The 14,965-nt window shown below is 48.3% G+C and carries 11 protein-coding genes and 1 pseudogene; 10 read left to right on the top strand and 2 right to left on the bottom strand.

Translation table 11 applies throughout. The features are described 5' to 3' along the window. Positions 1–11 precede the first annotated feature (11 nt). Together PKOR_RS20640 and PKOR_RS20635 are read right to left on the bottom strand one after the other, a co-directional pair. The gene (locus PKOR_RS20640) at positions 12–2,345 is read right to left on the bottom strand and encodes a TonB-dependent receptor (protein WP_046313187.1); all 2,334 of its coding nucleotides are present in this window, start codon (positions 2,343–2,345) and stop codon (positions 12–14) included. 651 nt (positions 2,346–2,996) lie between these two features. Then, positions 2,997–4,433 carry an RtcB family protein gene (locus tag PKOR_RS20635; protein ID WP_046313185.1) on the bottom strand — a complete coding sequence of 479 codons (1,437 nt, stop codon included), beginning with the start codon at positions 4,431–4,433 and terminating at the stop codon, positions 2,997–2,999. A gap of 351 nt (positions 4,434–4,784) precedes the next feature. On the opposite strand from PKOR_RS20635, the gene PKOR_RS20630 reads away from it, so the two are divergent. The 10 genes and pseudogenes from PKOR_RS20630 to PKOR_RS20600 all read left to right on the top strand — a co-directional run bounded on the left by PKOR_RS20630 (position 4,785) and on the right by PKOR_RS20600 (position 14,877). Beyond that, a complete protein-coding gene (locus PKOR_RS20630) occupies positions 4,785–5,156 on the top strand; it encodes a BlaI/MecI/CopY family transcriptional regulator (RefSeq protein ID WP_046313183.1) in 372 nt (123 codons plus the stop codon). A gap of 4 nt (positions 5,157–5,160) precedes the next feature. Beyond that, the gene (locus PKOR_RS23780; RefSeq protein ID WP_052738996.1) at positions 5,161–7,473 is read left to right on the top strand and encodes a M56 family metallopeptidase; all 2,313 of its coding nucleotides are present in this window, start codon (positions 5,161–5,163) and stop codon (positions 7,471–7,473) included. A gap of 262 nt (positions 7,474–7,735) precedes the next feature. Further along, entirely contained in the window at positions 7,736–8,926 is a 1,191-nt protein-coding gene (locus PKOR_RS20620; RefSeq protein WP_052738995.1) for a TonB-dependent receptor, read from the top strand. 245 nt (positions 8,927–9,171) lie between these two features. After that, the gene (locus tag PKOR_RS20615) at positions 9,172–10,383 is read left to right on the top strand and encodes an IS110 family RNA-guided transposase (RefSeq protein WP_052738940.1); all 1,212 of its coding nucleotides are present in this window, start codon (positions 9,172–9,174) and stop codon (positions 10,381–10,383) included. A gap of 65 nt (positions 10,384–10,448) precedes the next feature. Then, positions 10,449–10,616: a hypothetical protein gene (locus tag PKOR_RS25135; RefSeq protein ID WP_158453724.1), complete on the top strand. Its 168-nt coding sequence runs from the start codon at positions 10,449–10,451 to the stop codon at positions 10,614–10,616. Next, positions 10,601–10,947: pseudogene (gene tnpA, locus PKOR_RS24215) on the top strand (IS200/IS605 family transposase). Before PKOR_RS25135 ends, tnpA begins: the two are co-directional and overlap by 16 nt. Then, positions 10,944–11,837 carry an RNA-guided endonuclease InsQ/TnpB family protein gene (locus PKOR_RS20610; protein WP_052738994.1) on the top strand — a complete coding sequence of 298 codons (894 nt, stop codon included), beginning with the start codon at positions 10,944–10,946 and terminating at the stop codon, positions 11,835–11,837. Before tnpA ends, PKOR_RS20610 begins: the two are co-directional and overlap by 4 nt. After that, positions 11,791–12,084 carry a zinc ribbon domain-containing protein gene (locus tag PKOR_RS26150; RefSeq protein ID WP_071843172.1) on the top strand — a complete coding sequence of 98 codons (294 nt, stop codon included), beginning with the start codon at positions 11,791–11,793 and terminating at the stop codon, positions 12,082–12,084. The genes PKOR_RS20610 and PKOR_RS26150 overlap by 47 nt, the downstream gene beginning before the upstream one ends. Positions 12,085–12,175: 91 nt before the next feature. Continuing rightward, entirely contained in the window at positions 12,176–13,411 is a 1,236-nt protein-coding gene (locus PKOR_RS20605) for an outer membrane beta-barrel family protein (RefSeq protein WP_420806321.1), read from the top strand. 224 nt (positions 13,412–13,635) lie between these two features. Then, on the top strand, positions 13,636–14,877 hold the full coding sequence (locus tag PKOR_RS20600) for a cation:proton antiporter domain-containing protein (RefSeq protein WP_046313182.1): 1,242 nt from the start codon (positions 13,636–13,638) through the stop codon (positions 14,875–14,877). Positions 14,878–14,965 lie beyond the last annotated feature (88 nt).

The following is a 14,965-nucleotide window of genomic DNA, read 5'->3' as shown; positions in this document are numbered from 1 at the left end:
TTGTAGGTGCATTAGAAGTTAAAGTTATAGGTAAGAGAAGGCACCAGGCCGAACAAGTATGTTTTCACAGCTTCTGTTCTCGTTCTGTCATCCTCGTTCTCTCTAAAGAAAATTGAGAAGGCATTTTTGCGGGCGTAGGCATTGTAGATGCTCAAGGTCCAGGAGCTGGTGTACTTCTTAAATTCGTTTCGTGGCTTCTCATAGGTGGCCGACAGGTCCATGCGGTGATAATCCGGCAGGCGGTATCCGTTGCGCTCAGAGTAAACAGGATAGGTTTTGCCGTTGTACTCGTAGCGCCCAACCGGCATGGTGATGGCACCGCCGGTAGCGTAGGTCCAGTTAGCGCCAAAGTTTATACTTGGGCTAAACTGGTAGGCTAGTACCAGGTTTCCAGAGTGGCGTCGGTCATAGCGTAGCGGGTAAGCGTTGCCATCGTTAATGCCCGGCACAGTACGCTCCGTTTTAGACAAAGTATAGCTGAGCCAGCCGGTTAACAAGCCTTTCTGCTTGCGCACGTAAAACTCTGCCCCGTAAGCTTCGCCAGTGCCACGCAACAGTTCTGTCTCAAGGCGCTCGTTCAGAAAAATCTCAGCGTAGTCTTTGTAGTCGATCTGGTTGTCCATCCACTTATAGTACACCTCCACAGAGGCCTCAAACATGTTGCCGTGGAAGTTGCGGAAGTAGCCTGCCGCTACCTGGTCTGCTACCTGTGGTTTTATATAGGTGCTGCTCGGTACCCACACATCAAAAGGCATGGCTGAGGTGGAGTTTGACACCAGGTGCACGTACTGCAACGTGCGGTTATAGGAGGCTTTAATGGAGCTTACCTCGTTCAGCTCATACTTGGCAGCAATGCGTGGCTCTAAGCCTCCGTAACTCTTGATCTTCTCGAAGCGATCATACTCCACCGTGTCGATAGGAGTCTCAAAGCTTTCGTCATACTTGTAAACCTTACCCGGACCCATGTTAGTAAAGCTGGAGAGGCGTAAGCCATAATCCAGGGTCAGCTTATCCGTAATCTGGTGCTCGTTGCTCAGGTACACTGCTGCCTCCAGGGCAGTGGTGGAGTTTAGCTTCAGGTTATTTACATAAGAAAACTTGCCTGGTTTTACCTCCGCCGGCATAAAGTTGTGGTAAGTTACGTGCAAACCAAAACGAAGCTGGTTCTTCGGGTTAAGGAAATAAGTATAGTCGTTTTTAATTCCGTAGTCTTTTATGTGGGATTTCCAGGTAAACTCCGACTCCTCCTCCTTGGAACCAAGGGCATAGTCGAAATCAGAAAAGATAAAAGTAGTGTTGGAGAAGAGCCTGTCTGAGAAGAGGTGGTTCCAGCGTACTGTTGCCGTGGCATTACCCCAGTTCATCATAAAGCTTTTGCTTCCGGCCACATCACGGCCAAAGTAACCGGATACAAACAGCCGGTTCTTATCATCCAAAGTATAGTTTAGCTTGGCGTTCAGGTCGTAGAAGTATAGCTGGTTGTTTTTGATGTTTTCATCACCGCTCAAGCCAAAGAAGATATCGGCATAGGTACGGCGGCCAGAAAGTATAAAGGAGCTTTTGTCCTTAACGATGGGAGCCTCTACCGTTAAACGGCTGGAGATGGTGCCAATGCCGCCAGACACACCCAGCTTCTTATTGTTTCCTTCTTTCATGCGGATGTCAAGCAGTGAGGAAAGCCTGCCACCATGTTGCGCCGGAATGCCGCCTTTGTACAACTGCACATCTTTGATGGCGTCAGCATTGAAAACAGAAAAGAAGCCCATCAGGTGAGAGGCGTTGTAGACCGGTGCCTCATCCAGTAGGATCAGGTTCTGATCCACACCGCCACCACGCACATAAAAGCCAGAAGTTCCTTCACCAGCTGTCTGCACCCCAGGCATCATCTGCACTGCCTTCACTATGTCTACTTCACCTAGCAGTGCCGGCATGTTTTTAATTTCTGCTACCTGCATCTTCAGGGTACTCATTTCCATGGAGCGTACATTGTTGTCTTCCTTGCGGGTAGTAATTTCCACTTCCTTCAAGGTGGTGCTGTTCTGCCCCAACTCTACGTCCAGCTTCTGGCTGGCAGCGAGCTGAACGGTTTTGCTTGCCGTAACATAGCCCAAGTAGTTAAAGAGTAGCGTGTAATTACCTTTTGGCAGCGTGAGGGAGTAGAATCCATACTCGTTGGTGCCTACACCGACACCGGGTAGTTCCTGTACGCTTACCGAGGCACCGATTAGCCCCTCGCCTGAGGCCTGGTCTTTCACATACCCGCTAAGCGTTACTTTCTCCTGAGCCTGTGCTGCAGTGGCCAGCATGCAAAGCAAAAGAACAAGTGATGTGATCAATCTTTTCATGGTAGTTTTATTTTGTAGTGATGGTGATGTTGTAGCATTAGTAGCGGTATGTCCTGATGAACATGTCGCAAAGGTAGTTTGCGTCTGTTACCTGGATTTTATAAAATTTTGCCTATTTATTATATAATTATAAAGACAAGCCTGCGCCTTAGTGGCAAGTGAAAACACACAGCAGAGAATCAGGGTATTAGCTTGGGTGTAGCTGCGCTCTGATGAGCAGAGAGGGAGCGTTTTTCGGAAGCACTGCCCTGGTAAGAAGTTAACAGGCAGTAAAGTGTTAGCCCCTGCTGGGCTACTGTTCTTTTTTTCATGGTTCTATATGTAGGTAATCAGGTGCTGATAGCTTTGATAGGAGATATACAAACCTCCTTTTCGAAACCGGCCGCAAAATTATGGTTTCTTTCTTGATGAGAAAGGGGATCGTGTTATCTTTTCCGGATATTATACAAACACCAGATTTTTATGGATAAGGTAGAAATAACAAAGGATGTAGTGCCTCTGGAGGGAAATGAGTCTGCTTTACTTATTGAATGAAGTAAGAAAGCTATAGAATAAGCAGAAGGCCATGTAACAGATATTACACGGCCTTCTGCAGAAAAGAGTATAAGGCGCCTCTCGTTTGAAGTTCTGGACTAGCTAGGATATATTAATTTAATCTACCTCCACATACTTTTTATCCTCGTTCATCCGCACTATTTTGGGGTAAAAAGTGCCTACTACTTCTACCAGGTCTCGTTGGTATGCCATTACCTGGTGTATGTCTTTATAAGCCATCGGTGCTTCGTCCAGAGCTGCACCTACTAAGTCCACGCCAGCTTTTTGCAGGTTCTTTCGCATTTGCGCTTCCGATAGTGTTTTAAAAGCCTGTGTTCTGGACATCACCCGACCCGCTCCATGAGAAGCTGAATTGATGGCAGCAGCCTCTCCTTTGCCACGCACTATAAAACCTGGAGTAGCCATAGTGCCCGGTATGATACCCATCACGCCTTTTCCCGCCGGGGTAGCACCTTTCCTGTGCACGATCACTTCTTTGCCAGAGGCATCTTTCTCCTTCCAGGCAAAGTTGTGGTGGTTCTCTATTCTGGCCATAGGTGCTTCTCCTAAACTTGCCGCCAGGCGCTCATGTATCTGATGGTGGCAGGCGGAGGCATAGTCTCCCGCCAGGTTCATGGCTAACCAGTACTCCTGGCCAGCTTCTGTATCTAAATCAAGCCAGGCCAGGTGTTTTGCCTCCTGGGGCAGCGGACAGTAATCCATGGCCACTTTTGTGTAGTACCCGGCAATGTTAGCGCCAAGCCTTCGGGAGCCGGAGTGGGAGAGAATAGCCACGTATTTGCCTGATGGCAGGTCAAAATCATTATTAGCATCATGTATCTCTACCGTGCCAAACTCCACGAAGTGGTTACCACCACCGGAGGTGCCCAGCTGCTGAAAAGCCCTGTCTTTCAATTCACGCACAATAGGAATCTCGGAGAACTCAGGCCTCTCCATTATCTCATGATCCATTGGACGCTTGAAGGCAGTGTTGCCGAAGCGGGTGTTATCCTTCAGCATCTTGATGATCTTCTCCCGGTTCTTGTCTAGGTAGCCGGTATGAATATCAAAGATACTCATGCTCATGCGGCAGCCAATATCAACACCTACGCCATAGGGTATAACTGCATGGTGTGTAGCCAATACTCCTCCAACAGGTAAGCCATATCCTTGGTGCGCATCTGGCATCAGGGCGCCACTGTCAGTTATAGGTAGGCGCATGGCTATATCCATCTGGTTCAAGGCTCCTTCTTCTATGCCTTCTGCTCCATAAATGGCATACTGCTGCTTGTCAGGCTTCAGCGCAATGGGTTCAGCCTCCTGCTGAGCAAGTATAGCCTGCGCCAGGGGAGCCAGTGTAGCATGCATGTGGTATTGGTCAGGCGCAGCTAAAACATCCTGGAGCAGCTCTATCTGGTGGTTTTTGCCCAGCTCTGTATAGTGTGTATGTATAATGTTAAGCGCTGTGCCAAGCGGCTTGCCCGAAGGAAAGCCCAGGGCCAGTAGATCCTGAGAGCTAAGCTTGGTCGATGCTTTTTTCTTTTTCTTCTTCATTGCGCTCGTTGCTAAAGCTATTCTGTACGCAGTTGTGTGTGGAGTTGATTTAGGATAGGCATCGAGCAATTGTTTTTAGATACTAACATCTCCCATAGCTATACAACAGCCCCTCCGCATACCAACAGATATGGTGAGAAGAAAGGACTATACTCGCCCAACTGGCTCTACCTGCAAAAATATTTATAGCATATTTCTAAGTCCAAAGAATAAAACCAGGCTCTGGTAGTATATCTGATAAAATATTTTATTTAAAAGTAGGTTTTGTTATATCCTAATTGATTAAGAGTCGTACTAATCTATTAGGATTGATACTAATGAATTAGTAGTATTGTAGAAACAATTACGGTCATGCAGAAATTAGCGAAACGAGAAGAACAAATCATGCAGGTGGTCTGGCAGCTTGAAGAGGCTTTCATCAAGGATATTATTGAGGGACTGCCTGAGCCAAAGCCCCACTACAACTCAGTTGCTACCATGGTAAAGATCCTGGTAGAAAAAGGGTTTTTACAGGCTGAAAAGTTGGGTAACACCTACCGCTACTCACCTTTGGTTACACTTGCTGAGTATAGAAAGCAGGATGTAGCAACGATCAAACGCAAATACTTCGGAAACTCCTTCACCAAGATGCTGACTCACTTTGCTAAAGAGGAAAATTTATCAGACGAAGAGCTGGATGACCTTGTGCGCCTCATAAAATCTCAAAGACCAGCTAACTCCTAAAGCTATGATAGTCTATCTCCTTAAAGCGTCTTTTATTATCGGCATTGCATACCTGTTTTACAAAACTGTATTACAGCAGGAAAGCTTTTTTGCCGCTAACCGGATCTACTTCATTGCTTGTATCTTTTTGGCATTTGTCATGCCTTTTGTTTCGTTGCCTCATTTGGTGAGTCACCAGGGGTATTTGGCTGCGGTGTTTCAGAAAGATGATACAGCGAATAGCGAGACAGCAAGTGATAAGCTAACCGCAACACCGCAACAAAGTATCGCTGTGGAGAGGTTGGATGTAGCACCCACTACGCCTCCCACTACTGCCCACCAGGTGGAGGAGAGCAGCCAGGTAAACGAAGCCGGGGCTAGCTCAAATCAGCTCGGCTGGATAGACTGGCTTAAAATTCTTTATCTGTTTGGTGTTATCATCTTTAGCCTTAACCTGCTTTTTCAGGTTGGAAGTGTGCTATACAATGCAGCCACAGCTACAGATAAAATCAAAGACGGAGAGTATGTTATCGTGAATACAACTGAAAAGCAGGCGCCTTGCTCTTTCTTCAACCACATTTTTCTTTACCCCAATGAGTATGACTATGAAACCTATGAGCAGATAATTGCTCATGAGAAAATCCACGCCCGCATGAAGCACAGCCTGGATCTTCTGCTTGCAGAACTGGCTGTTATTATCCTCTGGTTTAACCCGTTTATCTGGCAGTTCAAAAAGGAGATAGAGAAGAATAACGAGTACCAGACCGACAACACGCTTTTAGAGGAGGAAGAGGTAAGCAAAGAGCAATACCAGCTGGGCCTGGTACAGATTGCCGTTCCAAACAAGCCGCTGAGTATCACGACTAATTACAACCAATCGCTACTAAAACAGAGAATCCTTATGATGAACGCTAAAAGATCCACGCTGCATGGCTATTGGAAGTATAGCTTCCTGGCCCCATTGTTCTTCGGAACTCTCTTGTTTATCAATGAGCCTGCTGTTAGCAAAGGGCGGCAAAATACCCATCTTATTGTGAATAATTCACAGGAGAAGGCAAGTACGCACAGCACGCAAGAGGCCGTTGCCAGCCTTGATGAGCAGAAAGAGAAGCAAAAGGAAAACCTGAAATCAGTGGCTAAGGAAAAGATAAAGCCAGAGAAGGAAAAAGTAAAGCGAAATTCCCTGAACATGACTGGCCCTCAAACCGACATGTCGAAGGGTTACTGGTACAGTAGGCAGGTAGATGGCGATCACTGCATTGATTTTAAAGGTAGCCAGGGCACCTCTAACTGGAACATGTCGAGATGTTTTGATAAAGGTGCCTTTCAGAAAAAGGGAAGCGACACTTTTGTGATGACAAAGGCAGCAGGCTCACTGCAGCTAAACGGTAACTTAGAGGCAGAGGTAAGCCAGGGCAAGTATACTTTTACAGAGGATGCTTCTTTTAGGGAATACCTGGCTGACAACAACATCAGCAGCAAAAGTCTGAACCTGATGTTCCATTTGTTCTTCGGTGATGTTAACAAAGACTATGTAGCCTTCCTGAAAAAGAACTACAACGATATAGACGGCGAGAGGCTACTGGAACTAGCTGTGCATGGTATAAAGATGCAGGATTTCCAGAGCTACGTGTCCCTGTTCCAGAAGTACAGCAACAAAAAACCTTCTATACGGGAAGTGATAGAAGCTAGAATCCATGGCGTTGACCAGCAGTACGTGCAGGAAATACAGCGCCTAGGGTTCAAAGACCTAAGCCTGAAGAAGATAATGGAAGCTAAGATTCATGGCGTAAACAGTGCTTATGTAGAAAGCCTTCAAAAAGCTGGATACAAGAATTTAAGCATGGATAAAATTATTGAAGCGAAAATCCATGGCATGACGCCAGCCGCTATAAAAGAGTTACAGGCGCTGGGTTTCGGAGAAATCAGCCTTGACAAGATGATAGAGCTAAAGATCCATGACGTGAATGCCGCCTATATCAACGAGCTTCGTGCTGCAGGACTGAATAAGCTAAGCCTGGATGATTACCTTAAAGCGAAGATCCATGGCATTAGCCCTGCTTCGATTAAGGAAATCAATGCCTTGGGGTATAAAAATCTGAATTTTGAAGATTTAATGAGTGCTCAAATTCATGGAGTGGATGCAGCTTATGTGCAGGACCTGAAAAAGGCGGGCTTTGATAATCTGACTATGGATAAGACAGTTGAAGCTAAGATCCATGGCATAAACAGCGAATTTATCAGCAAGGCTCGAAAAGAGGGCTACAATCTAAATAGCATTGATAAGTACATCACGTTAAAGATCCATGGCATGGCTATGGAATCCCTAAAGGAATAGGCTCTTGTAGGCTTCGGCCGGACCTTGTCTGGCCGGAGCTTAGCGGGTACTCATCCTAACCTCTCCCTTACCCGGTTTTTACAGTTGAATACCTGTTTTGCGACTCATCCGGATTCGTGGCTGGTACATTAGCGCCTTATGCCTAGCCTAAATATATTCTAAACTTTAGCAAAGGCTGGTGCAACTATCAGGTATTGCCTGTGTCTTTATTACGCATCAGCTGATTCCACCCTTCATACCATAAACTTCTAATTTCTATACTATGAAAAAAAGATTCCTCTTTTTACTGGGACAGCTATGCCTTTACCTGGGCATATCAGTAACGGGTGGGGCACAGGACAAGCTACAAACACCTGCACAAGGTGCGCCACAGGGCGGTGGCAAAATCTATGGTGTTCTCACCGACTCAACCACGGGTAAGCCTGTAGAGTTTGCTACAGTGGCACTGTTGCAGAAAGGCTCCACGCAAGCCATAGATGGCACGCTGACAGACACAAACGGACGATTTACCTTCTCTGATGTAAGTGCAGGCGAATATGAGGTTGCCCTTAGTTTTATCGGGTACAAAACCAAAACAATCCGCCAGATCTCCATTACTGGGCAGGATCCTGAAAAATCTTTAGGCAGTATACTATTCAGTCCAACTGCCACACAGCTGAAAGAGGTAACCGTGCAGATACTGCGGCCAACTATAACACAGGAGGCAGATCGTATGGTGGTGAGTATAGAGGGTACAGCTTTGGCAGCAGGTAGAAGCGCCTACGATGTGCTATCTACTTCGCCGGGGGGTTACATAGACCAGGAAGGCAATATACAGCTTAATGGCAGAGCGGGTGTAACCGTTATGCTCGATGGCAAGCTCACTTACCTATCGGGCAGAGATTTGCGCAATTTACTGGAAGGCATGTCTGCTGAAAATATCAAAAACATCGAAATCATCACTAACCCTTCTTCCAAGTATGATGCAGAAGGATCCTCCGGTATTCTGAACATCAACCTTAAAAAGAATGATATAAGCGGCACGAACGGCAGTGTGTATGCTGGCTATACTTACAATGGCAAGCAGCATGCGTATTCTGCTGGCGCTAACATTAACCATAAGGCAGGTAAATGGAATTCCTTTATAAACCTGGATGTGGCACGCCGGGCGGGAGGGCGCGAAGCGACGTTCACACGAGTTTTTCAAACAGAGCAGGGGCCAGTATACTTTGACCAGGAGGCTACCGGAAACTACGAAGTACAAGGGCCTCCGTTTACACGTGTTGGCACCGACTACAGCCTCAGCGACAAGCACAGTATTGGCGGTATGGTTTACTATGGAACCAACTACCTGGAGGCTGATTTCCTGACCGATACTTACATGGGCAATGCCCCTGGTCAACCTATACTTTATATAGAAGCCAACAACTACAACAACAACCGATTTACGAGAAAATGCCAGAGAAAGCCCTAACACTCATATCTTTGGCAGTATAAGCGTAAGTTCAATTTTATCAGGCTCTTAAACGTAAGCTAACAGAAAGGGAAGGAGAAAGCCCTTGCACTAGACACTTTGATGATGTCGCCCCCAAGGAATCCCTTCCCTTTCTCTTCATCTTAAAAGCCTGGACAGTACCTAGCGGCTGCCCCATCCGCAGGCATGAGTGAGTGCAGGCCCGGAAGATGAATGTTTTTTGTCCACTTAAGCCCCTTTCAGCTATGAAGAATTTACTCTGTCAGAACCTGGGCGTCGATGTGAGCAAAGACGCCCTGGAGGTGGTCCTCTCCACCCTGGACATGGAGCGGCGGGTGAAGGTGAAAGCCTCCCGAAAATTCACCAACACCCCCACAGGCTTCAAGCAGCTGCAGCGCTGGCTGGAGGGCAAGCGCGCAGCGGACGTGGAGCTGCGCCTGCTCATGGAGGCCACGGGCGTGTACTACGAGCAGCTGGCCTGGTTCCTCTACCACGAGGGCTACCAGGTCTCGGTGGTGCTGCCCACCAAGGCCAAGCGCTACCTGCAGGCCCTGGGAAACAAGAGCAAGAACGACAGGATCGATGCCAGGGGCCTGGCGCAGATGGGCCTGGAGCAGCTCCTGGAGCTCTGGCAGCCCTTGTCGAAAAACATCTACCGGCTGCGCCTGCTGACCCGCCAGCTGGAGGACTTCTCCAACCAGCGCACCGTGTGCCTGAACCAGCTCCATGCCCTGCATCACGGTGCGCTGGTGGTCAAGCAGGTAGAGCGAAACCTCCAGAAGCTGGTCGGCACCCTGGACAAGAGCCTCCAGGAGCTGGAGGAGGCTATTGGGGAGCTGCTCTACCAGGATCCGCTGCTGGCTGAGCGGGTGGAGAAGATGCGCTCGGTCAAGGGGGTGGGGCTCAAGACGGTGGCCGTGCTCCTGGCCGAGACCAACGGCTTTGCCACCTTCGAGCGGCAGGGCCAGCTGGTCAGCTACGCCGGCTATGACGTGGTGGAGCACCAGTCGGGCCAGCGCTCGGGCAGAAGCAGAATATCAAAGAAAGGCAACGCCCACATCCGGCGGGCCATGCACCTGCCGGCCTTTACAGTAGTACGTTATAAAGAGCCTGTCTTTACTGCCCTCTACGAGCGGCTCGTGAAAAGGGGCAAGACCAAGATGCAGGCGTATGTGGCCGTGCAGCGCAAGCTGCTGATCCTGCTCTGGACGCTGTGGCGCAAGAATGAAGCCTATGATCCACGTTATGGGCAGCAGCCAGCGGAACCCAAAAATAACATCCAAATCCAGGAGGCCGGAGCCTCTCTTTCAGGTGTCAGCGCAGCTGACAAAGACGCAATAACGCAGGAAACGCAGCCAGAAACAGCAGAAAAAGAAATAGCCCCAGCTCAGGCCAGGGCTACGCAAGATGAACTTCCAGTACCAGTCGGCCCGGGAGCTCTCTTTCAGGTAGAGTGAAGATAAGAAAAATGCAACAAAAATCCTTGACTTTGAAGACAGTACCTTGGGTCTTTAGCCAAGGGATGAATTTGGTTTTCCTTTTTGAACCACTCGATGTGGTGAAAAAGGAAAATACGTATACTGTTGACACTCTTATACCTTTCTTCTTATATTTATATGATGAAAGAAGTCAAACCGAAACGCTGGAAAACTTCATCCACCTGGAGTCTACAACATCGGCTACCATCTGATATGGTGTCCCAAGTTCAGACGAAAGGTGCTGACAGGTGATATAGAGGTTCGCCTGAAAGAACTACTGATAGAGAAAGCTGGTGAGTTGGGTTTGGTGATAGAGAAAATGGAAGTGATGCTTTGACCACGTTCACCTGCTGGTCAAAGCATCACCAGCCGCTGCACCGCCATTCATCGTGGCGCAGCTTAAAGGCTACACTTCATTCAAGCTACGCAGCGAGTTCCCCGAAACTGCCTACGCTGTGGACACGAAGCTACTAGGTGGAGTCGGTGGGGCACATATCAGAAGCAACTGTTAAAAAGTACATGGAAGACCAGAAGAACCAGTGAACCAGATCAAGACATACCGCTTCCGACTCAAACCCACCAGGGCGCAGGCACAGGCTTTTGCGCAGTGGCTCGGCTCGTGCCGGTATGTCTACAACCTCTGCCTGGACTACAAGAGGCAACTCTGGACCAACTATCAAATCTCCGTATCGAAGAACCAGGTGCAGCAAGAGCTCTCTGCCATTGCCAGGGACGTGGAATGGATCGGGTGCGTGCACTCACAAACTTTACAGGAGGTGACAGATAGATTGTTCAGGTCCTACGATGGCTTCTTCAGGCAGGGCAAGGGCTTCCCCAGGTTCGCCAGGCGTGGCCAGTATCGCTCGTTCACCTACAAGCAGGGGGTGAAGCTGCACCAGAATACCTGTACAGTCCAGCTACCGAAAATCGGCAAGGTCAAGTACCGCAAGTCACAGGATGTGCAGGGGGTTATCAGGACAGGCAGCGTTGTCAAGGAAGCAGATGGGTGGTATGTGACGCTGTGTTGTGAGGTGGATATTGAGCGACTACCACAGATAAGCAAAGTGGTAGGCTTGGATGTTGGTATAAAATCCTTCGTTGTCACGTCTGATGGTGTTGTTGTAGACAATCCTAAACACCTATACCGCTATCAGCACCAGTTAAGGAGAGCGCAACGTGCTGTATCGAGGAAGAAGAAAGGTGGCAGCAACAGGCGCAAGGCTGCCGCAAAGCTGGCCAGGCTGCACCAGAAAGTGAGCAACACCCGCAAGGACTTCCACCATAAATTCAGCACGCAACTCATTCGCGAGAGCCAAGCGATTGTTGTTGAGAACCTGCAAGTGCAGCATATGCTCAAGAACCGTAAACTTGCCAAAAGCATCAGCGATGCTGGGTGGTATCAGTTCGTGCAGATGCTGGAATACAAGTCCTGAGTGGTATGGTCGGGAGTTTCACAGAGTAGCCCCCAACCATACCTCCCAGGACTGCTGGGTTTGTGGTTGGCGCAACACCGACCTGCAGCTATCAGACAGGTATTGGACCTGTGTTAACGGACACGTCCTGGACAGGGATGTGAACGCAGCTAGTAATATAAGAAATAAGGCGGTCGGGCAGACCGTTTCAGCTTGGGAGATATACAAGGACAATGGTTCGGTAGCCCAAGAATCCTACTGCCTTTAGGCGTGGGAGTGTCAAAAACTTTACTTCAAACCTACACTACCTGGGCAAGTTCGATACGCTGGGAACCACGCTATCAGCAGACCTGGACTATGTGCGGATTAAGAACCGGGGCGAGGCTAATTTTTATAATTACTACGATTCCCTTACAACAGACAACCCTATCCTCCAGGACTTCCTTTATACTGAGACACCAAACGGGTTCAATATTTACTCTGCTAAAATAGACTTTACCCGTGCCTTCTCTAAGAGCCGCAAACTGGAGTTAGGTGCCAAGGCTAGCCAGGTCGCCTCCGATAACGATTCACGCTTCTACTTTAACAACAGCGAAGTGCCTGTGCTGGATCAGCGGAGAACCAACCACTTTGTGTATGATGAAAATATCTTTGCAGCCTACATTAACTGGAGCAGCAAAGTAGGGGATAAATTTAGTGTGCAGGCAGGCCTTCGTGCAGAGCAGACAATATCAGAAGGTGAGTCTAAAACCACTGGTCAGGTAACTAAACGCAATTACCTGGACCTGTTCCCGAGCTTGTTTGTCAAGCAGAGTGTGAGCGAGGATTATGAGATAAACTACAGCTACAGCCGCCGAATCCAGCGCCCTAACTATGGTTTCCTGAACCCTTTCCTTTCTTATCGTGATCCTTATACTTACTGGCAGGGCAATCCATACTTAAGGCCGCAGTATACGCATGCTTTTGGCATAGTACAGACTTATAAGAAGAACTATAGCTTGAATCTAAGCTACCAGCTCAACCAGGATGTCATAGCCGAGTTGCCAGCCATTGATCCGGAATCGGCAACCACTATCTATACCATAGGTAACGTAGACGACTCCCAAAACCTGAGCCTGACTGCCGTTGTGCCTGTTAAGATCATGAAAAACTGGGATACCAACAATACGCTTATAGTGTCATACAATGAGTATAGCACAATGGTCGATCAGCAGCTGATTGTAAATGACCAGGTGTTTTACATGCTGCAGTCTAACCACAACATTATACTGCCGCTAGACCTGAAAATGGAAGTTAATGGGGTATACCAGGGGCCTGGGGTATACGCCTTATATAAGGTAGATCCGCGTTGGTGGGTGAACGTCGGCCTTAAGAAAAGCTTTCTGGATGTAAGCCTGAATGCGAACGACATCTTTAAAAGCCAACGACTCATAATAGCAGCCAATGTTGGAGAAGGTAATGTGAACGACTTTAACCAATATTTCAGGAACCGCAATGTGGGGCTGACGCTGCGCTATAACTTTAGCAAAGGAGAGAAGTTCGATCCAAAAAGACGTAACAACAGCTTGGAGGAGCTGAATCGGGCAGGCAATTGAAAGCTGGGGTAGACTATAATTTCTGGTAAGGATCAGGGACCGGTGAGAGTGGGGTAAAAGCTCCTTCACCGGTTCTTTTTTTGAACGTTTTCTGAGTGAGTCCTAGGTAGAGTAAAGGGTGCTCTTCGGTGTTATTTCGTCCTTTTTTCGCCTGAACAAGTATAAAGCAAACAGTCAGAGTATAGCTTTTTTCTATTGTTTATCAATCATAACCCAAAAGGCGGATGAAAATAAACGAAATCAACGTTATCGTTGCAATAATAGGAGGGATTGTACTTGTTCTGGGACTAGGTTCTAAGTTTTTGGAAAAGAGCCCGGTGCCAGCAACACTTTTGGCGCTACTAATAGGTGTTTTGGTTGGACCTGAAGTGTTCGACTTTTTTGATCCGGCTAAGCTCGGGAACAAATCTACCATTCTGGAAAATGCAGCGCGCCTTACACTGGGAGTAGGTTTGGTTAGTGTGGCGCTCCGTGTACCAAAGGAGTATCCGCGGCAGAACTGGAAGGCAATGCTCATCCTGATAGGAGTCGGAATGCTGTTGATGTGGATGATCAGTTCGTTACTGGTTTACCTTATCCTCGGAATCCCATTCTGGCTTGCCCTCCTAATCGGAGCCATCATAGCTCCCACAGACCCTATTGCTGCCAGCCCCATAGTAACCGGACCTGTCGCCAAGAAGAACCTGCCTGATAGGATTCGTAATGCCATCTCTTTTGAGTCAGGTGCCAACGATGGACTAAGCTATCTGTTTGTGTTTCTGCCGCTGCTGGTGCTTACCAAATTGAATGAGGAAGTGGTGCCTCATTGGCTGACACACACACTGCTATGGGAGGTGCTGGGAGCCACTGCTTTTGGCCTGCTGCTGGGTTTTGTGGCAGCCAAGCTGCTGCAGTTTTCAGAGAAGCGGGATCTGATACAGGAGGAGTGGCGACTGGTGTATACGGTTGCCCTGGCGTTTATAGCGGTTGGAGCTGGTAAACTCATTCACAGCGATGAGGTGCTGGTAGTATTTGCAGCTGGGGCAGCCTTTGTACAGGTGGTAAATCAGGAAGAAAGGGGCGAAGAAGAGAAAGGCCAGGAGGCAGTGAACCGTTTCTTCTCTGTACCGATTTTTGCGCTACTAGGCACCGCCATTCCTTGGAGTGGCTGGATGGAGCTTGGCTGGAAAGGTATACTCTTGGCCGTTGCAGTTATCCTGCTTCGCCGTCCGCCTGTATTGCTGCTCCTAAGATACTTTCTGCCAGGCCTGCGCAGTACAAAAGATGCGCTGTTTCTGGGGTGGTTTGGCCCTGTCGCCGTTGCCGCTATCTACTACGGCTCTTTGGCAGAGCACCGCTTGCACAACCCGCTCGTGTGGGATGTAGTAAGCTTGATTATCTGTACGTCGGTGGTAGTGCACGGCCTAAGCTCCACACCGCTCACCAAACTGTACGGGAAGGTAACGGGGGATATTAAAACTAGTTAAGAGAATAGTTGCTCCTGCCTTACAAAATTCCGGCTTATCATGCTGTTTCTGCTGCTGCTTGTACCCTGCGCAAAGCTGTGTCGTAAAA

It is taken from the genome of Pontibacter korlensis (genome assembly GCF_000973725.1).
GTDB lineage: Bacteria > Bacteroidota > Bacteroidia > Cytophagales > Hymenobacteraceae > Pontibacter > Pontibacter korlensis.
Note: the sequence above shows the minus strand (reverse complement) of the source record. Positions and strands in the feature narration are given on the sequence as shown.